Here is a 19883-nt window from a genome sequence, read left to right on the forward strand (position 1 = left end):
ATGGATATGTGTAATGGTGAAATTATTAGTTATGGTATTGCTAAGCGTCCTACGGCCAAGAGCGTAATGGATGCACTAGATAAGGCCATTAAAATAACCTCAGATTGTCCTTATCGCCGAACATTCCATTCAGATCAAGGATGGGCTTACCAGATGAGAGCATACTCTAACCGGCTTAAGGAAGAACGTATTTTTCAAAGTATGTCTAGAAAAGGTAACTGCTATGATAATTCCGTTATGGAGAACTTCTTTGGACTGCTTAAACAAGAGATTTACTATGGTGTCGTCTATTACAGCTATGAGGAATTGAAGTCGGAAATTGAACGATACATAAATTACTATAACGAAAAGAGAATTAAAGAGAAACTTGGATGGCTAAGTCCAGTGCAATACAGACTTAGTCTTCAGGCTGCATAAAAATAGCGAGGCAGCCGAAACTGTCTCGCTAATAAAGTCTAACTTTTAGGGGTCACCTCAATTGCTTTGAGAGTGCCTTTTGTATAAGAAATGTATAGAGATTTAATTGAATAAATTACTTATCCTTATATAAATATATCTATTAATTCATTTTAAAAATTGTTATTCTCCAGTTTTAATAAAAATTCTTTAATTTCTAGACCTCCGTCATATCCTGTTAAAGAACCATTTTTGCCAATAACCCGATGGCAGGGAATAATAATTGAAATAGGATTTTTATTATTAGCCTGACCTACAGCTCTTGCTGCTTTTTCGTTTCCAATGATCTTAGCAATTTCCCCGTAATTTTTAGTAACCCCATATGGTATTTGCTGCAACGCATTCCAGACCTTTTGTCTAAACGGAGTTCCCTTAGGGGATAGAGGTAAGGTAAATACTTTACGCTTTCCTTCAAAATATTCTTGTAACTGTTCATATGCTCTTTTTAAAACCTCTGTTTCTTTAAGAGTATATTCCTCAAACTCATTACCCGTTTGAAGATAATTCTCCTTTTGATAATGCACATTAGTGATTTTATTATTCTCTTCAGTAATAGCTATTTCACCGAGTGGTAGTTGATAATAAAATATATTTTTCATAATATCCCAAATCCTTTTCTAATTAATATTGTTCAGGCATATATATAATTTAATACTATTATATTCTAAACCTTAAAACTATAATTCAAAACACCTTGACAAATAAATTCATGGATTCTAAAATAGAGATAACACATGAATAGTTGTTCATATGTTCATATATTATAGTTAGAGGTGTTTTTATGTATGATAAAGGTAAAGAAATTGATAAATGCGATTGCACGATAATCCATGATGATGTTGTAAAAAAGGTTAAAGCTAAGATGCCTTTAGAGGAAAACTTAGTTGACCTAGCAGAATTATTTAAGGTATTTGGTGATTCTACCCGCATAAGAATTCTTTCAGCCTTAGCCATATCAGAAATGTGTGTGTGCGATATTGCTGCTTTATTAAATATGACGCAATCTGCAATTTCTCATCAACTCAGAATTTTAAAGCAAGCAAGACTAATCAAAAACAGAAGAGATGGCAAGATAGTTTTTTATGCTTTAGATGATGAACATGTCGAACATATCTTTGAACAAGGATTAATTCACATTAACGAAAGATAATTTAACTTCAAGGTTTGAGGGGTGAATATATGAGTTCAAATATAAAAAAAGAAGTCATTTTAGAAGGTCTAAATTGTGCACATTGTGCAAGTAAAATTGAACACGAAGTAACTGGACTAGAAAATGTAACCTTTGCCCATTTAGATTTTATCTCCAAAAAATTAACAATAGACATTAAAAATGACGATCATGCAAATCACACAATGCATGGAGTCACTAAAATAGTCCATAAGCTAGAACCTGATGTGAAAATCATTGATAAAGATGCTGACAAAAAGGAAAAACTTGAAAGGCTAGAAACATCTAACGAAAAGAAACAAGAACTATATCGTATTGGAATAGGTGCATTTTTATTTGCATTAGCGTTAATATTTAACTTTTCTCCTAATATTGAACTTGCACTTTATTTAATCGCATATGTCTTAGTAGGGATAGAAGTGTTAATAAAATCGGCTAAAAATATTAAGCGCGGTCAAGTTTTTGATGAGAACTTTTTAATGACTATTGCAACAATTGGTGCTTTTGCTATAAAAGAGTACCCAGAAGCAGTTGCTGTGATGCTGTTTTATCAAATAGGCGAATTCTTTCAGGGACTCGCTGTAAATCGTTCACGTAAATCAATTGCAGATCTCATGGATATAAAGCCCGAATTTGCAAACTTTAAAACTAAGCATGGAGTTACAAAGGTTTCTCCGGAAAAAGTTAAAATTGGTGACATAATCATAGTAAAACCTGGAGAAAAGGTTCCTCTTGATGGGATAGTTACAAAAGGTACGTCTATGGTAGAAACATCTGCATTAACAGGTGAATCAGTACCAAAGAGGATTAGTGAAGGTCAAGAAATTTTAAGTGGTTTTATTAATATCAATGGACTTCTTACTATTTCAGTAACTAAAGAGTTTAAAGATTCTACCGTTTCTAAAATCTTAGACCTAGTACAAAATGCAAGTAGTAGAAAATCACAGACTGAAAACTTTATTACAAAGTTCGCTAGATATTATACACCTACTGTAGTTATCATAGCTGCTTTACTCGCTATTCTTCCACCTTTACTACTTACTGGGGCTAACTTTTCTGACTGGCTTTACAGGGCGTTAGTATTTCTCGTAATTTCCTGCCCTTGTGCACTTGTGGTTTCCATACCTCTTGGATTTTTTGGTGGTATCGGTACTGCTTCAAAACATGGAATCCTCATAAAAGGCAGTAATTATTTAGAGGCATTAAATAATGTAGAAGTGATAGTATTTGATAAAACTGGAACACTTACCAAAGGGGTATTTAAAGTTACTGAGGTAAATCCTGCTAATGATTTTACTAAAGATGAAATCCTAGAATATGCAGCTCTTGCTGAAAGTTATTCAAATCATCCAATTGCTGAGTCAATTCAAAAAGCATATCAAAAAGAAATAAAAAAGATTCAATTACCGATTATAGTGAAATTCCTGGTCACGGACTGAAAGTTAAAACTAGGGACCATGAAATCCTAGCGGGTAATGCTAGATTAATGCAAAAAGAACAGATAGAATTTAATACTATAAATACACCTAGTACCATAGTGCACATTGCTATTGATAAAAAATATGCAGGCCATCTCATAATTTCCGATGAACTAAAAGAAGATTCTAAAAGTGCCTTGCAAAGACTTAAACATATGGGCATTCATAAAACGGTTATGCTCACAGGTGATTCAAAGTTAGTGGCTGCAAAGGTGGCAAAAGAATTAGGCATAGATGAAGTATATGCTGAGCTTCTCCCTCAAGATAAGATGGAAAAATTAGAAATGTTGGAAAAGAAAACATCTTCTAAAGGTAAACTGGTCTTTGTGGGGGATGGTATAAATGATGCCCCTGTCCTTAAAGGAGCTGATATTGGAATTGCCATGGGAGCCTTAGGATCAGATGCCGCTATTGAAGCTGCTGATATCGTGCTCATGACTGATGAACCTACAAAAATAGCATGCGCCTTAAAAATAGCAAAAAGAACAAGACTAATTGTATGGCAAAATATTATCCTAGCATTAGGAGTAAAACTAGTTGTTCTCTCTCTTGGTGCAGGTGGAATAGCAACCCTTTGGGAAGCGGTCTTTGCCGATGTTGGCGTAGCCTTATTAGCAGTTTTAAATTCCATGCGGGTAATGAAAATAGGCCAGGTGAAGTAACCCTCTTTATTAGAGGGTTATTTCATTTGAATGCTCTCCTTTTTATAATATTAGTAGCAATTATGGTATATAAATTACTTTAAAATATGAATTCACTTAATAACCTGTTTCTATAAGCTTTTTATTTGGTTCGTCTATGAATAGGCCATTGAGCAAAGGCTAAATAAAATAGCATAATTAAGTTTACTATAGGTATAACTATTAGTAAACTTAAACGACCAGGAAAACCTGCCTTGGAAAAGACCTTCCAAAATGGCCAAACTAAAAGGAGGCCACTAAATAATATTAATTCTACTAATCCAAACATGAAATATTCACCTCCTTTTATTCATTTCTATGTTTATAACAAGTATATCCTCTCATACAAGTAACAATCGTTAATATAGTAGCAAGTCCACTTATAATTTCATTTTCAAATGTTTTATATAAATATCCACCAATTACTATACCACCTAATAAACTTAGAATTCCAAGCAAGAAAATAAAATAAATCTTATTGATTTTTTTCATATGGTGTGGTACCTTACCTCCAATATAATGTCCAGGATTATACTGGTTTTCAGTCCACTCTTCTAGCTCATTTAAATCTTCACTAGGATGTTTTGGTTTCTCCATTAATATCACTCCATTTATAAATTAGCAGGAAATATCATCTATAATTTATGTTTTGAATCTAAAAACCCTTTAAATTATGAATTAATAATTATAAAATTATAAATTCAGGCTCATATATAAGACAGTATAAGTTACAAAATGGTTCTCCTACATTTACAAAAAATATAGTTTACTTTAAACAAAAATAAACAGAACTATTTTGTAAACTAGTCTGTCTATCTAATACGTACTAGAAGGAGTGGACTTGAATGATGAGTAAAAAAATGGATATTGCTATTGCTTTCGGGTTAACTATATTTAAGCTAATATTATGGGCATATAAAATGTTAATTACAAGCGACATACCGGTTAAAATGTCTTTTATGGATAGTTTATTAATAACAGGTCTGTTATTGTTAACCTTTATAATATATGGATTTTATATAACAAAAACAAAATTTATTAAATTGAACATTATATTATTAGCGTTACCACTATTACTATGGTTTACATGTACGCAGCAATCCTTAACATATCATTACCACAAATATGATACGATAGTTAGCATTATAGGTTTTACTACAATATTGGTTTCCTTTCTACAACTTCTCTATTTGAAAAAGAAAAAAATATTTATTAAACGTTGACCCTTTTACAGCATTTCCATAAGCGTGATACTAAATCGGATCGATCAGATATAAACGCTCTTTAACACTTTCAAATTCCAAAACTAAACCATTCTCATCTGGCATATAATTCAATTCATTATCACTATAGTTCCTGCTCCCAGGGTCAACAGGAACTATAGAGCCCCCTCCATATTTATCCTCCTGTTAATTTAAATCTTTTATTATTTTCATCAATTCCTCATATTTAATATTAGTAGCAACTACTATATATTCCATGGAGTTTATAGTCCAATGAACTTGATAATTATTAGCATTTTCAATAATCAAAAATTCAATATCATTTTTTGTAACCTTTTTAATTTTTGCATTTTTAGGAACATAGGTATTAGTAGTTCTTTCTCCTATAATATTTTCTTGCTTAATCAGTAACATTTTATCATCATTTTCAAAAATTAAATTAGTTATTGCATAGGGATATTTCCCTGCATTAATACTTATTTGTGGTTTATTAGTAATACCTGCAGATAAATAATTTGGATACTTTATATTATAAGTCGTCATACTTTGTGCTTCTTCAAATGTTAAATCCTTATATAGTCCTGGCTCAATTTTAATATTTGTGTTTTTAGATATAACTGTAGCCTCTCCATCCTCTGATTTGGAAAACCACTGATAAGTCTCATCTTTAAATGCTGTGACCTTATTTGCATTAACAATCGGTGTAGCAATTATTATTATTACTAACACTGCTACTATTATTTTTAAATGTTTCCTATGCTTGATACCTTTTTGTTTAGGTTTATTTTCTGTTTTATTTAATCTTTTTTCAAACTCTTCCCATGATTGTTCAACATCTATAGATACAGGACCTTCAATCATTATTTTTAAATTATCTTCTATGCTTTTATCTAAATATTTATCATCCATTATTTATCACCCTCAATCAACTTTAGATAATCTTTATTAATAGACGGTAATATTTTAGAAAGCGTTCCCTTTGATCTATGTAAAGATGATTTAATTGTTCCTAGCGGTTTTTCTAACATATCAGCTATTTCTTGATCTTTAAGTTGCCAATAAAATTTTAAAATAATTATCTGATTTGCTGGAGGAGTGAGCTTTGTGATTGCTAACCTCATTTCTTTGCTTAATTCTAAATTTTCTAACTCATCATAAGGGTCAATATAATTATTAGTTTTCTGTATAATAAATTTTTCCAGCAAATCATTATCTTCAATAGCTACCACCTTCTGATTATCTCTATAAATATCAATAGCACACCTCGAAGCAATGACAGCAACCCATGCCCCAAATTTACTAGCATCCTTTAATTTATCTATATTTTTATATGCTTTTATAAAAGCCTCTTGGGCAGATTCCTCAGCTAAATAATGATTTTTTAATATTAAAAAGCAAGTAGAATATACCCTTTTATAATAAGTTGTATAAAGTACTTTAAAATATGAGTTCACTTAATCACCTTTTTCTATAAGCCTTTTATTTGGTTCGTCTATGAATAGCTCTTTTTTAAATAAAACTAGACAGAACTATTTCGTAAAATAGTCTGTCTATCTAATAAATATTATCAAGTATCACCATTAATTACACATTCCTTTAATACTCTATTAACTAATTCTTTATCTTCATAATTAACTATAAATTTTACTTCGTTGTTAAAATAAAAAAACCTAACTTTTTGTAAAGAGATGTTTAAATCATATTGCACGCCTTTTTTTAATAAATTATTTTTATAAACTTTGCTCCACTGATAATCAACAATATCATTCCAGCTTATAGTTTCACTTTTAAAAAGTATACCATGTTCATAAACTATATTTCGCTGCCATCCTAAATAACTCTCCAAGATTAAGCTACAAAAAGAAACTATGATCAAAGTTAGCGTACTTAGTATATTACTTTTATAAGAAACTATAGTAACAAGCTCTCTTGTCATATTGTTATCCAAAAAATATTTTCTTAAATGTTCTAAATACTCTAAATTGAATAATTGAAAAATACTATTTATGTAATCTTGATGTAATAAATGATAGACTTCATTAGTTTTAATAATAAATATTCTTAACAAGATAATAAATGTTACAAACCAAATTAAGCTCGCAATCATGGAATTTAAGTTTTTATTTAACTCTATAATTATTTTATCTTTTCCTTGTCGTCTAATCTTTTTGTCTTTATAGATTTTAATAAGTACAAATAGAATAAGACCAATATTTAATATACTAAATAATATATAAGTCATCATTTTAACCCATCTCTTTCTTCTTAGGTTTCATTGAAAAAACAGTTAATTTTCAAAATAATTCTGCCTTTTTTTGTCGAATTAGAACTTTCTCTATCAAAAGTTTATGGAACCATTTTGAAACTTATCTTGATTAAAACATCCTTTTGTTCATATAAGTATATTCATTCTATATTTACTAACATCCTTACTGCAAAACTACAGGTCACAAGTTTTAAAGACTTGTTTATTATCAATATCATCTTAAGAATTATTTTTAATATATATTTTCAATGCTTTTATAAGTAAAATCATTGTATATATGCCAAGTATAGTTAAACTTAAATAAATGAACATTGTTCCTAAGCCAAATAACTGTGCTAAAATCATATAAATCACCTCCTGTTTATATATCCACCATTAATTTGTTTTATATATCTAAATTTAATGCTTCTCTGTTTTTACTGGACTACTCTCAATTATATTAAATGTTTTGCCTGCATCAATTAGGTATATTTCTTGTTTAACTAGCTGTTCATTATCTTTCATAAATTCTAATTGTGATAAATATACATCTTTCCAATTTTTATAATTTCCAATATAATTTGCCGAATTTGAATAAATTATATTTTGCCAATAATCATGCTTTAAGTTTTCCAAATCAATGTTTTGTCCTTGTTCATGAAATAAATCTAAATAATCTTCATTAGCTTTTTTTCTTGTGATAAATTCCCTTACAGTATTTTGCGAGTCTAAATAAAAGTCCCACTTAGGCATTCTGTTAAAATAATTATAATTTTCTATTTGCCACTTTAACTTAATTGGAATAGTAGTAACAATATTATCATTGTTATCTTTAATTCCTATCGTTATTTGTTCTATACTTTTATCGAAAAAACTATTTTGTTTATAAAAAAAGAAAGTACTTTCATTAAACTCCATACCATCTCTATGAAGAGGTAAACTAACCCCCTGGTCATCAATCAAATCAATTTTGTCTCTTATACTATCAAAATACTTTTCATCTAAATTTTCTCTAATTAAAGTACCTCTTAATTCGATAATTCCATACTTTTTATCTTCATTATATTGCAACTCTCTATAAGGCTTCCTATAAAAATAACTGGTTGCAAGAAAAGGTTTTTGCAAAAACCGAGGTAAACGAGTGCCTACTTTAAAGTGCCAACCATCAAATTCGATGTAATTCGGTTTACGGTCTGTTAAAACAAGTTCATCAAATTTAATAATATTACCTTCATAGTTAACTTTAGTATCAACTACACATCTTTTGATTGATATTTTATGTTGATTGTAAAAATAAATAGTGATTACTAGCCAGATAACAATTACTACCAAAAATACCTTTAGCCATACTTTTTTCATTTTCCTTTCACCTCAACATTATTAAGTATCAATTTTAAAATAAGTTGTATAAAGTACTTTAAAATATGAATTCACTTAATCGCCTTTTTCTATAAGCCTTTTATTTGGTTCGTCTATGAATAGGCCACTTCTAAAATAAGGATTAAAATCCAGACCTCTATAATTACATTTTAAACCTAAAAACCCTTTATATTTTTGGCGTTGCAAAATATAAAGGTTATATATATTTAAGAATTTAAGCTTATTCTCTTTTAAATTTTATAGACTAATTGGGGTTAAGAAAGATGTAATTATTAAGTCATTTCCCATATATTGAATTAAATCCTATTTCTTCACCATCTTGCTCTAATACTAAAGTATCATAAATATCTGTAGGAAACGGTTCTACCTCATAAACTATTTGTTTTCGCTCAGATAAAGCATCTGTATCAAATTTTATTTTTAAGATATCTTCATTTAATTCATAATCTATATTTTCATATGAATTTTCAGTGCCCTTTAAAATAATATATAGATGTTTATTTGTTTCAAGGGCATATATTCCACCTTCCTCCAATTCATGTAAGACTTCTACCAGCTTCATGTCTCTATTGTTCATAATCTCTTTTAAAGTTACATCTTTAATGAAATCAATTTTGTGAGCTTCCTTGTTATAAAAGTAAGGTCATCTTCTGATTTTTCATATATGATCATACCCCCTTACTTTATTTAACAATTAATCTATTTATTTTATCAAACCAATTTTAAATATTAATAACTCTAAATTCTGAGCACTCCTATTTCCCTTCAAAAAAGACAATTATCAACTTGTTTCTATCTTTAAACGTTAAACAAACCGAAAAAATTATTAGCCTTCACTATCCACAGTAATATTATAAGCAACATTATATTGAAGATTAATTGACTAATTGTAAAAATATATGCATTTCTATTTACGGCATATTTCCATTCCATAACAGCTCTAACTATTTCAGAGATTCCTAAAAATATAAATCCTAAAACCCCAGGTTGAAGATACCAGATAATTTTATCCGGGCCACTTACTAGATAAATGTATAAAATAAAAAGTATTATCAAAAAACTAATTCTAATTGTCGAATCAATTTTTTTATGTTTTTCATTTACATGATTATATGTAAAGAATTTTCTTTTTTCTACTTTTAAATACCTTCTCATTACAGCTTCAAAAGCAAATATCAAAGATGTAAATATAGCTAGCACAAAAAATAACTTTAGCCAAAACAAAGGGTCTACACCATACAATATAAAACACTCCTTTTTCTAGTTTACTCATACACTACTTGCAGTGGACTGATCTCAATTATTTTAAATGTTTTGCCTGTATCAATTAGGTATGTTTTTTGTTTAGATTCTAGTACATTATCTTTCTTAAATTCTAACTCTGATAAATACACATTTTCCCACTCTTTATAATTTCCAATATAATTTATCGACTCTGAATGAATAGTATCTTGCCAATAATCATGATTTAAATTTTCTGAATCAATCTTTTGTCCTTGTTCCTGAAATAAATCTAAATAATCTTCATCCGATTTTTTTCTTATAATTAATTCCCTTACTGTATTTCGTGGGTCTAAATAAAAATTCCAGTTAGGCATTCTGTTAAAATAATTATAATTTTCTATTTGCCATTTTAAGTTAACTGGAATAGTTGTAACAATATTATCCTTATCATCTTTAAGTACAATATTTATATTTTCTATACTTTTATCAAAACGTTTATTTTTCTTGTAAAAAAATGAAATATAATCTTCGTTGTCAGTACCATTCTCTGTAGTAGGTAAATAATTTCCTTGATCATCCATTAAGTGAATCTTCTCATTTATATTATGTAAATATTCAGGATCTAAATTTTTTTCAAATATAGTTGCTTTTAATGACATTATCCCAAATTTATGATCTTCATTATATTCTAATTCCTTATAAGGCTTTCGATAAAATGAGCTTGTTAGCAAAAACGGTTTTTGTAAAAACCCAGGTAAACGAGGAACTACTTTAAAGTGCCAACTATCGAACATGACGTAATTTTTTTCATGATCAGTTACAACAAGTTCATCAATCTTAATGATGGTATTTTCATATGCAATATGTTTATCAATTACACACCTGTTGATCGATATTTTATGTTGATTGTAAAAATATATGGTAATCACTAGCCAAATACTAACTATTACCAGAAGTACTTGAAACCATCTTTTTTTCATTCCCTTTCACCTCGTTAGTTTTAATTTACAGTTTAAATTTGCATATTTTGTTATTAGAATGACCTAATTAGTACAATTAAAACGACCGTAGCTAAAAAACTAATTGGTATTAACAAATGTATTTTTCTATTTGTCTCTTTATATCTACTCCATTCATCTATTGACTGATTCAAAAGTATTATCCCTAGTACAGCAATAAAAACATTACTAGGAATATCAATTTTCATAAATACTAGTAGTAAATAGATAATTGCTACTATACTAACAGTAATTCGTCTAGCTTTTTCCATATAACCATCTCCTGGTATTAATCTTTATCCTATACCTTGCTTAATTATATATATAAGACTGTCAAATTTACAAAAAAGTTCGCATTAATTCATAGAAAATTCGAAATTATCTTATTAAAAAAAGACCAGGGCATTTTAATTACACCCTAGCCCTAATCTATTCTTTATTTATCAAATAGTCCACCCTTTTTATGTTGTTTTACTACTGTTTGCTGCTTTCCTATTTTTTTACTTGCTCTTTCACCACTAAGACCTTGCTCAGCGCTTGCTTTCTTTTTCTCAGCAATAATTCTTTTCATCTTTTCAATATTACTATTTGACATTTTTAGTCTCCTTTAGTCCTATTCCTTTTCGATCATTTTAATGATTTCTTTAGGTTTTAAGACCTTCCCAAATGACATAACCTTTTCATTAATTACAATTGCAGGAGTTATAAGCACCCCATATGCAGTTATCTCTTTTAAGTCTTCTACTTTAATTATTTCAGCTTCTTTTCCCAATTCTTTTAAAGCCTTTTCTGTATTTTCAGCTAATGTGATGCAATTTCTACATCCAGATCCTAATATTTTAATAATCATTATAAATCACTCCTTATTATATCTTGTGTAACTACTTGCGCAAGATTTATTTTTTCTTATTTAAAACTAAAAACCTTTGAGCTATTATAACAAATTTCTCTTTAAAGAAATAAATAACTGAACAAATTAAAGAAATAACCAATTATAATAATTCCTAGCGTTACAATTCCCACAAAGGTGATTAATAGTTTTGTTTTTACTACCTTTTTTAGCATAATAATAGAAGGAAGAGAAAGTGCGGTAACTCCCATCATAAAGGCTAAAGCTGTGCCGATTCCTACTCCTTTTAAAACTAAGGCTTCGGCAATAGGTAAAGTTCCAAAAATATCTGCATACATTGGCACGCCTACTATTGTGGCTATTAAAACAGAATACCATTTATCTTGCCCTAAAACAGCAGAAATAATATTTTGTGGTATCCAGTTATGAATAATAGCTCCTATTCCTACTCCTATTAAGATATACATCCACACTCTTTTAATTATTTCTAATACTTGATCTTTTGAAAACTCAATCCGATCTCTTTTAGTTAGCTTTTCTTGTTCTACATCCAACACCTGATTACCATAAACAAAAGGCTCTACATGTTGTTCTAAATTAGACTTACTAATTATCGTTCCCCCGATTACAGCAAGGATAAGACCTACCACCACATAAGCTATCGCAATTTTCCAGTTAAAGATACTAGCTAATAAAATTACAGAAGCTAAATCAACTAAAGGTGAAGATATTAAAAAAGAAAAGGTAACGCCAATTGGCAGTCCTGCACTAGTAAAACCAATAAATAAAGGAATTGATGAACAAGAACAAAAGGGGGTCACCGTTCCTAGTAAAGCTCCTAAAATATTTGCAGAAGTACCTTTATACTTTCCTAAAATTTGCCGAGTTCGTTCTGGTGGAAAATAACTTTGGATATAAGAAATACTGAAAATCAATACTGATAAAAGAATAAATATTTTAATAACATCGTAGATAAAAAAATGAATACTCCCACCTAATCTGCTACCTACATCTAATCCCAAAATATTTTGCACAAGCACCGTAACTAAGTCATGTAACCACTGCATTTTTAATAAGTGGTTATTTAACCATTCAAAAATAATCATCTAACCCCTCCTAACACCCTCAAAAAAATTAGTTAAGGTAGCTAAGCCTTTTTCATTAAGGGAATATTTCATCCAAACTCCATCTTTACGGCTAGTAACTAAACCACTTTCACATAATATTTTCATATGATACGAAAGAGTCGGCTGGGTAATTTCAAATTCTTCTAAAATCTTACACGCACATAATTCACCACCAGCGAGCATATCAAATATTTTTACTCTAGTTTCATCTGCCAGTGCTTTCAAATATACAGCATATTCTTTATAATTTTTCGTCAATTATTTCTCCTCCCACCTATACATAGATGTTTATCTATATGTATTATATTCTTAGACATAGATAGGTGTCAATGTGTTATTGAGTTTTTCGATAAGTGAGTAATCTATTTCTGCATTACTAGTTACAGGCTGGGGCATAATAGATTCCTCTAAATTTAATCTAATGCTTAAAAAAGGCCAACCGGGATAAATTTTCATCCTGATTGGCCTTTATATTTAGACTTTATGCTTTAAATATTTAGTATAGTTTCTGCTTTGCTCTTACTTTATTAATTTAGACAACACTTTAAACTCAGGAGTACCTGCTTTTTTTAAGAGGTCAAAAATTATGGTTTCTGTATTAGTTACTACAGCTCCCATGTGGGACATTAAGTTTAAGCCATTTTGCTTGTTTTCTCCAGTTCTAGAGGAAATAGCGTCTTCTGTTACAAAGACCTCATAGCCATGAGCTAGTAAATCCCGTACTGTTTGAAAAACACAGACATGAGTTTCCATTCCTGCGATAATAACCTTTTTTCTACCTAGCCCTTTCAGCTCTGCTACTACTTCTGGTATGCAGGCACTAAAACTTGTTTTTTCAAAAACTTTAGACTGATTTAAATATTTACTTACTTCTTCTACAGTTTTGCCTAATCCTTTAGGATATTGCTCGGTTACAAGGACAGGAATACCTAAATTAGTAGCGGCCTGTAATAAGATATTAGTCTTATTAATCACCTGGTCCCCTGACTTCATAGCGGGAACTAATCTTTCTTGGATATCTATTACTAACAAAACAGTTTCATCTTTTTTTAAGGTAAACTTATCCACCGCGAAAACTCCTTCGTTAAATCCTTTTTTAAAAAACACTTTGAATTTTTTCCCTACTATTAAATATCTTTAGATAGGTTTAATAAACCTTAAACCATTACTTTGCAAATATTATTAGTAAACTCTACAGGGTCTTCAATTGGTAATCCTTCGATTAATAGGGCTTGATTATATAATAAATTTGTAAATAGTTTTAATCTATCTTGATCTTTACTAAAGGCATCTTGTAAGGTTTTAAATACTTCATGATTAAGGTTAATTTCTAAAACCTTTTCCGCTTTAACATTTTGATTATCTGGCATGGAATTAAGGACTTTTTCCATTTCAATGGTTAAATCACCTTCATTAGTTAAGCATACAGGATGACTTTTTAATCTTTTAGAAGCTCGTACATCTTTTATTTTTTCTCCTAAAATATCTTTCATCGCTGCAAAAAGATCTTTATTTTCTTCATTTTCTACTTCTGCCTTATCTTCATTTTCCTCAGATTCGATTCCTAAATCTCCACTTGCCACAGATCTAAATTCTTTTCCCTCATAATTCATTAACATTTTTACAGCAAATTCATCTATTTTGTCAGTGAAGTATAAGATTTCATATCCTTTTTCTGCTACCATTTCAGTTTGAGGTAATTTGTCAATTCTTTCATTTGTTTCACCTGAAGCATAATAAATATACTTTTGATCTTCTGGCATTCTCTCTACATATTCCGCTAAGGTTACCATTTTCTTTTCGGTTGAGGAATAAAAAACAAGTAAATCTTTTAAGGCATCTTTATGCATACCATAATTATTATAAATTCCAAATTTTATTTGGCTACCAAAAGATTCAAAGAACTTTTCATACTTTTCTCTTTCATTTTTCAAAAGCTTTTGTAATTCACTTTTAATTTTGTTATTAATATTTTTCGCAATGAACTTTAATTGTCTATCATGCTGTAACATTTCACGGGAAATATTAAGAGATAAATCTTCTGAATCTACGATTCCTTTGACAAAGCTAAAGTAGTCAGGTAAAAGTTCAGAGCATTTATCCATGATTAAGACTCCACTAGAATATAACTCTAAGCCTTTTTCGTACTCCTTAGTATAATAATCAAAAGGAATATTTTCCGGAACATATAATATAGCATTATAACGCACAGTTCCATCTACACTAATATGAATATGAGTAAGTGGTTTATCAAAACCATAGTGTTTCTCATTATAGAAGTTTTCATAATCTTCATCAGTTAGTTCACCTTTATTTTTACGCCATAATGGAATCATACTATTAATAACTTGTTCTTCTACATACTCTTCAAATTCATCTTTACTTCCTTCTTTAAGTCTTCTTTGAGTCATGTCCATTTTTATTGGATAGCGAATGTAATCAGAGTACTTTTTAATGATTGCTCTTAATCTATATTCTTCTAAGTATTCATCATAATTTTCTTCTTCCGTGTTTTCATTTATTTTTAAAATTATCTCTGTACCTACTGCTTCCTTTTCACAAGTTTCAATAGTATAGCCATCTGCCCCTTTAGATGCCCATTTATAGGCAGTATCGCTTCCTAATGCTTTAGTTATTACAGTAACAGTTTCAGCGACCATAAAAGCAGAATAAAAACCTACCCCAAATTGTCCAATGATATCATGTCCATCTTTTATTTCTGTTTCTTTTTTAAATGCCAAAGATCCACTTTGGGCAATTATCCCCAGGTTTCTTTCTAATTCTTCTTCAGTCATACCAATACCAGTATCAGTAATTTTCAAGGTTCTACTTTCTTTATCTGGTATTACCTTTATGTAAAAGTTTTCTTTATCAAATTTTATCTTTTCATCAGTTAAAGCTTGATAATAAATTTTATCAATAGCATCACTAGAATTAGAAATAAGTTCCCTTAAAAATATCTCCCTATGGGTATAAATTGAATTAATCATCATATCTAATAATTTTTTGGATTCAGCTTGAAACTCTTTTTTCATTATAAATTGTCCCCTTTCTTAATAAAACTACGCTCTATGAAATAGCATAGTAAATAATTTACTTTTAAATTGTTAGCACTCTCTTCTAGTGAGTGCTAATGTCTACTTTTTATATACCATATAAAAAAATTAATGTCAATATTTATGAACAATATAAATGGGACTGCCTTTGTTTGTAAATTAAAATTTACTTTAAGACAGTCCCTTCCAATATTTATCTCTTTATCTCATTCGTTAAAAATTATTTATTTTTCTATTAAGTTACTATTAATAAAGTTACTATTTTAAGTTGTTTTGTCTTGCATTTGCTTCGTCTTTAATTTCTTCACGCATTCCACTTAATGCATCTCTTCTTTTTTCATTTTTCTCTATTAATTGATTTTTCATAGTTTGATTATCTGTTTCGTTAATCATATCTTTAGCTTCCCTATAATTCTCAATTGTATTATTAATGTTGCTTTGAATTTTATCTACATTATCTCTTCTATCATCAGGTTTATTTTTTTTCATCGTTATCAATCTCCTTATTTTAAAATAATAAAAATTACCCTTTAGTTATTTTGTACAAATAAGAAATAGATATACGATAATTATTAATTTATTTTAGAAAACTAGCTACTTACATATTTTCTGGGTTCATTACTCTTCTTTTAAATACTTTAATGATCTCAACAATTGGAATAACTGCTAGTGCTAAAGCTGTTGCTACTAAAAAGTCATACCATGGAAGAGCTACAAGTTTAAAGATATTATTTAAACCTGGAGTATAAATAACCGCAATTGTGAGGACAAAAGATGAAATCATGGCTCCCCACAGATATTTATTTTGTTTTTTAATAGTGAAGATAGAGCCTGTTAAAGAACGCATATTCATAGAATGAAATATTTCACACATGGAAAGCGTTAAAAATGCCATCGTCATACCCGTTATATGCGATTGGTCATTTCCGATAAAAAAGGATATAAGGGTTATTACTGCAATAAGCAATCCTTGATAAAGAATACTTATTCCGACCCCTCTTGCAAAGATACTTTCCTTAGGATCACGAGGTGGTTGTTTCATGCTATTTTCTTGATGTTCTTCCATTCCTAGTGCAATAGCAGGAAAAGTATCTGTAATTAAATTAATCCATAAAATATGAATTGGTGAAAATAAGCGAACAGCAAACAGGGTTGCAATAAATAAGGCTAACACTTCACTTAAATTTGAAGCTAATAAAAACTGCACTGTTTTACGAATATTATTATAGATTCTTCGTCCTTCTTTTACTGCCGAAACAATAGATGCAAAATTATCATCCGCTAGTACCATATCTGCTACATTTTTTGTTACCTGTGTACCCGTAATACCCATGCCTATACCAATATCTGCTGATTTTAAAGCTGGAGCATCATTAACCCCATCACCTGTCATGGCTGTAATTTTCCCTTTTTTCTTCCACGCATTAACTATACGTACCTTATGCTCAGGCTGTACTCTTGCATAAACAGCATACTTTTCTACTGTTTTTTCAAATTCTTCATCTGATAGGCGGGAAAGTTCTGCTCCTGTTATCGCTTCCCCTTGATCATTTAAAATACCTAACTCTTTTGCGATTGCAACTGCTGTAATTTTATGATCGCCTGTAATCATAATTGGGCGTATTCCAGCATCCCTACATTCACCAATGGCTATTTTTACTTCTGGACGAATAGGATCAATCATCCCAACTAAACCTATAAAAATCATATCTTTTTCAAGCTCTTCTGGTCTATTCTCTGGTTTAGCATTATAATTTTTAGTAGCTGCTGCTAATACACGCAAGGCCTTTTCAGCCATTTTCGTATTTTCCCCTAAAATTTCTTCACGCTTACTATCTGTTAAAGGTTCGATTCCCTTTTTAGTTAAAATTTGAGTACACTGCTTTAATACTTCATCGGGTGCTCCCTTTGTATACTGAATAAATTCCCCTTTAGAATTTTTATGAATAGTAGACATCATTTTACGGTCTGAATCAAAAGGTGCCTCTTCTACCCGTGGCATCTCTTTTTCTAATAGATTTTTATTTTTCTCTTGTTTTAAAGCATAAGTCACTAGGGCTGATTCAGTGGGTTCACCTAACACAGATCCATCTTCAGAGACTTGCGTATCATTACAAAGAGCAAGTGCTATAGGCAATATTTCTTCTTGTCCATAACTATCCACAACTGTCATTTTATTTTGGGTTAAAGTACCCGTTTTATCAGAACAAATAATTTGGGTAGAACCAAGGGTCTCTACTGCTGTTAATCTACGAATAATTGCATTTCTCTTTGACATTTTTGTTACACCAATTGATAAAACTACGGTAACAACGGTAGCGAGTCCTTCTGGAATAGCAGCAACTGCAAGGCTGACAGCCAGCATAAACATCTCAAAGACATATTCACTAGAAAAGTCACCTTTTCTCAAAATACTAAAGGCAAAAATAAAGATAGATATTCCTAAAACGGCAAAACTAAGTACTTTACTAAGACTTGCTAATTTATTTTGAAGTGGAGTTTTACCTCCTTCAGTCCTTGCTATGATACCTGCAATTTTGCCCATTTCAGTTTCCATGCCAGTAGCAACTACAACGCCTTCACCTCTACCATATCCTACACTAGTACCCATATAAAGCATATTTAGACGATCTCCTAAAGGAAGATTATCTTCTTTTTCGATGGGCTCACTAAATTTATCTACTTGCACAGATTCACCAGTTAGAGGAGATTCTTCTACCTTTAAACTTGCTGACTCTATTATTCTCATATCAGCTGGTACAGCATCTCCTGCCTCTAATAGCACAATATCTCCTGGTACTATATCCTCTGATTTAATCTGCACAACCTCATTGTCTCTACGCACTCTTGAATGTGTAGAAGACATTTGTTGCAGGGCTTCAATTGCCTTTTCAGCCTTCCCTTCTTGGACAACTCCTAATACCCCATTTAAGATAACAACTAAGAAAATAATAATCATATCTGCTACTTCACCAAATAATCCAGAAACTACAGCAGCTGCTATTAAAACAATTATCATAGGGTCAAGCATTAACTCTAAAAATCTTATGACAATATTTTTCTTTTTAGCTTCTTCTAATTTGTTTTTTCCAAATTTGGTTAACCTCTCTTGGGCATTACTAGCTTTTATACCTTCTTTTGAAGTTTCCTGCTCTTTTAAAACATCTTCTACTCCCTCAAAGTAATGCTGCACTAGAACACTCCTTTATATTTTTATTATTTTATTTTGTTCATAAATAATTCTTAAACCATCTAAAGTTAATAGTTTATCAACGCTATCAATTACCTTAGACTCACTTGCAATTACAGGCGAAATTCCTCCTGTAGCAATTACCTTTACATCCTTACTACCCATTTCTTTTTTCATTCTTGTAACTATGCTTTCAACTATGCCGCAGTAACCATAAACTATCCCGGCTTGCATCGCAGCAACGGTATTTTTGCCAATGGTTTTCTTGTTTTTAGGTGCTATTAATTCCACTTTAGGTAACTTTGCAGTTCTAGTATATAAAGCTTCTGCGGATATCTGTACACCTGGAGTAATAGCTCCACCTAAATATTCTCCCTTAGCAGAAATTGCACAAAAAGTAGTAGCCGTCCCAAAGTCTACAATTATTAGAGGTCCTCCATATTTATTATAAGCAGCTATGCCATTAACTATACGGTCAGCCCCAACTTCTTTAGGATTTTCATATAAAATTGGCATTCCCGTTTTTATCCCTGGTCCCACTATCATTGGATTTACATTAAAATACTTAAAGGCCATCTCTTCTAAAGAGGTCATTATTGGCGGCACTACTGAAGATATAATAACATCGGTAATACTTCCTACATCTAGTTTATGATAATTAAACAGATTATTGATAATAATTCCATATTCATCAGCAGTTTTAGATTTATCAGTAGCAATTCGCCAATCAGTTAGTAACTTTTTCCCTTCGAATATTCCCAGAACTATATTAGTATTCCCTACGTCAAATGCTAGTAACACTATTTTC

23 protein-coding genes and 1 pseudogene are annotated in these 19883 nt (G+C 30.3%); 3 read left to right on the forward strand and 21 right to left on the reverse strand.

Annotated elements, in window-relative coordinates:
• The coding region (locus B8965_RS03640; protein ID WP_084052147.1) for an IS3 family transposase at nucleotides 1-417 on the forward strand (417 nt) is incomplete at its 5' end.
• 152 nt (nucleotides 418-569) lie between these two features.
• Here the strand turns inward: B8965_RS03640 and B8965_RS03645 are convergent.
• Complete coding sequence (locus tag B8965_RS03645) at nucleotides 570-1055, reverse strand: methylated-DNA--[protein]-cysteine S-methyltransferase (RefSeq protein WP_084052506.1); 486 nt, start codon at nucleotides 1053-1055, stop codon at nucleotides 570-572.
• Between the two features lie 182 nt (nucleotides 1056-1237).
• Between B8965_RS03645 and B8965_RS03650 the strand changes: the two genes are divergently transcribed.
• Both B8965_RS03650 and B8965_RS03655 read left to right on the forward strand, forming a co-directional pair.
• Nucleotides 1238-1606 (forward strand): ArsR/SmtB family transcription factor, encoded by a 369-nt coding sequence (locus tag B8965_RS03650; protein WP_084052507.1) that lies wholly within the window; start codon nucleotides 1238-1240, stop codon nucleotides 1604-1606.
• A gap of 29 nt (nucleotides 1607-1635) precedes the next feature.
• A pseudogene (locus B8965_RS03655) lies at nucleotides 1636-3764 on the forward strand (heavy metal translocating P-type ATPase).
• Nucleotides 3765-3885: 121 nt separating this feature from the next.
• On the opposite strand, the gene B8965_RS03660 reads toward B8965_RS03655, so the two are convergent.
• The 20 genes from B8965_RS03660 to B8965_RS03750 form a co-directional block, all read right to left on the reverse strand.
• Nucleotides 3886-4071: a hypothetical protein gene (locus tag B8965_RS03660; protein WP_084052508.1), complete on the reverse strand. Its 186-nt coding sequence runs from the start codon at nucleotides 4069-4071 to the stop codon at nucleotides 3886-3888.
• Nucleotides 4072-4088: 17 nt separating this feature from the next.
• The gene (locus B8965_RS03665; RefSeq protein WP_084052509.1) at nucleotides 4089-4379 is read right to left on the reverse strand and encodes a hypothetical protein; all 291 of its coding nucleotides are present in this window, start codon (nucleotides 4377-4379) and stop codon (nucleotides 4089-4091) included.
• A gap of 812 nt (nucleotides 4380-5191) precedes the next feature.
• Nucleotides 5192-5914 carry a DUF4367 domain-containing protein gene (locus B8965_RS03675; RefSeq protein ID WP_084052511.1) on the reverse strand — a complete coding sequence of 241 codons (723 nt, stop codon included), beginning with the start codon at nucleotides 5912-5914 and terminating at the stop codon, nucleotides 5192-5194.
• On the reverse strand, nucleotides 5914-6459 hold the full coding sequence (locus B8965_RS03680; RefSeq protein ID WP_084052512.1) for an RNA polymerase sigma factor: 546 nt from the start codon (nucleotides 6457-6459) through the stop codon (nucleotides 5914-5916). Before B8965_RS03680 ends, B8965_RS03675 begins: the two co-directional genes overlap by 1 nt.
• 113 nt (nucleotides 6460-6572) lie before the next feature.
• The gene (locus B8965_RS03685; protein ID WP_084052513.1) at nucleotides 6573-7250 is read right to left on the reverse strand and encodes a hypothetical protein; all 678 of its coding nucleotides are present in this window, start codon (nucleotides 7248-7250) and stop codon (nucleotides 6573-6575) included.
• Nucleotides 7251-7490: 240 nt separating this feature from the next.
• Complete coding sequence (locus tag B8965_RS12915; RefSeq protein ID WP_278336332.1) at nucleotides 7491-7616, reverse strand: hypothetical protein; 126 nt, start codon at nucleotides 7614-7616, stop codon at nucleotides 7491-7493.
• Nucleotides 7617-7670: 54 nt separating this feature from the next.
• Nucleotides 7671-8609 carry a hypothetical protein gene (locus B8965_RS03690; protein ID WP_084052514.1) on the reverse strand — a complete coding sequence of 313 codons (939 nt, stop codon included), beginning with the start codon at nucleotides 8607-8609 and terminating at the stop codon, nucleotides 7671-7673.
• A gap of 298 nt (nucleotides 8610-8907) precedes the next feature.
• Nucleotides 8908-9192: a hypothetical protein gene (locus B8965_RS03695; protein WP_084052515.1), complete on the reverse strand. Its 285-nt coding sequence runs from the start codon at nucleotides 9190-9192 to the stop codon at nucleotides 8908-8910.
• A gap of 236 nt (nucleotides 9193-9428) precedes the next feature.
• A complete protein-coding gene (locus B8965_RS03700; protein WP_200805869.1) occupies nucleotides 9429-9830 on the reverse strand; it encodes a DUF4181 domain-containing protein in 402 nt (133 codons plus the stop codon).
• 65 nt (nucleotides 9831-9895) lie between these two features.
• Nucleotides 9896-10834, reverse strand: a complete 939-nt coding sequence (locus B8965_RS03705; protein WP_084052517.1) for a hypothetical protein — start codon at nucleotides 10832-10834, stop codon at nucleotides 9896-9898.
• Between the two features lie 53 nt (nucleotides 10835-10887).
• Nucleotides 10888-11124 (reverse strand): hypothetical protein, encoded by a 237-nt coding sequence (locus B8965_RS03710; protein WP_084052518.1) that lies wholly within the window; start codon nucleotides 11122-11124, stop codon nucleotides 10888-10890.
• Between the two features lie 164 nt (nucleotides 11125-11288).
• On the reverse strand, nucleotides 11289-11447 hold the full coding sequence (locus B8965_RS12585; RefSeq protein WP_200805870.1) for a hypothetical protein: 159 nt from the start codon (nucleotides 11445-11447) through the stop codon (nucleotides 11289-11291).
• A gap of 18 nt (nucleotides 11448-11465) precedes the next feature.
• Complete coding sequence (locus B8965_RS03715) at nucleotides 11466-11702, reverse strand: thioredoxin family protein (protein ID WP_084052519.1); 237 nt, start codon at nucleotides 11700-11702, stop codon at nucleotides 11466-11468.
• A 101-nt stretch (nucleotides 11703-11803) separates the two neighbouring features.
• A complete protein-coding gene (locus B8965_RS03720) occupies nucleotides 11804-12808 on the reverse strand; it encodes a permease (protein WP_084052520.1) in 1005 nt (334 codons plus the stop codon).
• Nucleotides 12809-13087, reverse strand: coding sequence for an ArsR/SmtB family transcription factor (locus tag B8965_RS03725; RefSeq protein WP_084052521.1), 279 nt, complete (start codon nucleotides 13085-13087; stop codon nucleotides 12809-12811).
• Between the two features lie 261 nt (nucleotides 13088-13348).
• Entirely contained in the window at nucleotides 13349-13897 is a 549-nt protein-coding gene (locus B8965_RS03730) for a hydrolase (RefSeq protein WP_084052522.1), read from the reverse strand.
• An 89-nt stretch (nucleotides 13898-13986) separates the two neighbouring features.
• Entirely contained in the window at nucleotides 13987-15864 is a 1878-nt protein-coding gene (gene htpG, locus B8965_RS03735; protein WP_423237162.1) for a molecular chaperone HtpG, read from the reverse strand.
• A 279-nt stretch (nucleotides 15865-16143) separates the two neighbouring features.
• Complete coding sequence (gene tlp / locus B8965_RS03740) at nucleotides 16144-16374, reverse strand: small acid-soluble spore protein Tlp (protein WP_084052524.1); 231 nt, start codon at nucleotides 16372-16374, stop codon at nucleotides 16144-16146.
• Between the two features lie 109 nt (nucleotides 16375-16483).
• Nucleotides 16484-19078, reverse strand: a complete 2595-nt coding sequence (locus tag B8965_RS03745) for a cation-translocating P-type ATPase (protein WP_084052525.1) — start codon at nucleotides 19076-19078, stop codon at nucleotides 16484-16486.
• A 12-nt stretch (nucleotides 19079-19090) separates the two neighbouring features.
• Complete coding sequence (locus B8965_RS03750; RefSeq protein WP_084052526.1) at nucleotides 19091-19876, reverse strand: type III pantothenate kinase; 786 nt, start codon at nucleotides 19874-19876, stop codon at nucleotides 19091-19093.
• Between the last annotated feature and the right edge of the window lie 7 nt (nucleotides 19877-19883).

It is taken from the genome of Desulfonispora thiosulfatigenes DSM 11270, assembly GCF_900176035.1.
Lineage (GTDB): Bacteria > Bacillota > Peptococcia > Peptococcales > Desulfonisporaceae > Desulfonispora > Desulfonispora thiosulfatigenes.

Coding starts and splice junctions, on each gene's coding strand:
- B8965_RS03650 (WP_084052507.1), top strand. CDS start 1,238: ATGTATGATAAAGGTAAAGAAATTGATAAATGCGATTGCACGATAATC.
- B8965_RS03665 (WP_084052509.1), bottom strand. CDS start 4,379: ATGGAGAAACCAAAACATCCTAGTGAAGATTTAAATGAGCTAGAAGAG.
- B8965_RS03685 (WP_084052513.1), bottom strand. CDS start 7,250: ATGATGACTTATATATTATTTAGTATATTAAATATTGGTCTTATTCTA.
- B8965_RS03710 (WP_084052518.1), bottom strand. CDS start 11,124: ATGGAAAAAGCTAGACGAATTACTGTTAGTATAGTAGCAATTATCTAT.
- tlp (WP_084052524.1), bottom strand. CDS start 16,374: ATGAAAAAAAATAAACCTGATGATAGAAGAGATAATGTAGATAAAATT.
- B8965_RS03695 (WP_084052515.1), bottom strand. CDS start 9,192: ATGAAGCTGGTAGAAGTCTTACATGAATTGGAGGAAGGTGGAATATAT.
- B8965_RS03675 (WP_084052511.1), bottom strand. CDS start 5,914: ATGGATGATAAATATTTAGATAAAAGCATAGAAGATAATTTAAAAATA.
- B8965_RS03715 (WP_084052519.1), bottom strand. CDS start 11,702: ATGATTATTAAAATATTAGGATCTGGATGTAGAAATTGCATCACATTA.
- htpG (WP_423237162.1), bottom strand. CDS start 15,864: ATGAAAAAAGAGTTTCAAGCTGAATCCAAAAAATTATTAGATATGATG.
- B8965_RS03690 (WP_084052514.1), bottom strand. CDS start 8,609: ATGAAAAAAGTATGGCTAAAGGTATTTTTGGTAGTAATTGTTATCTGG.
- B8965_RS12585 (WP_200805870.1), bottom strand. CDS start 11,447: ATGTCAAATAGTAATATTGAAAAGATGAAAAGAATTATTGCTGAGAAA.
- B8965_RS12915 (WP_278336332.1), bottom strand. CDS start 7,616: ATGATTTTAGCACAGTTATTTGGCTTAGGAACAATGTTCATTTATTTA.
- B8965_RS03660 (WP_084052508.1), bottom strand. CDS start 4,071: ATGTTTGGATTAGTAGAATTAATATTATTTAGTGGCCTCCTTTTAGTT.
- B8965_RS03720 (WP_084052520.1), bottom strand. CDS start 12,808: ATGATTATTTTTGAATGGTTAAATAACCACTTATTAAAAATGCAGTGG.
- B8965_RS03645 (WP_084052506.1), bottom strand. CDS start 1,055: ATGAAAAATATATTTTATTATCAACTACCACTCGGTGAAATAGCTATT.
- B8965_RS03705 (WP_084052517.1), bottom strand. CDS start 10,834: ATGAAAAAAAGATGGTTTCAAGTACTTCTGGTAATAGTTAGTATTTGG.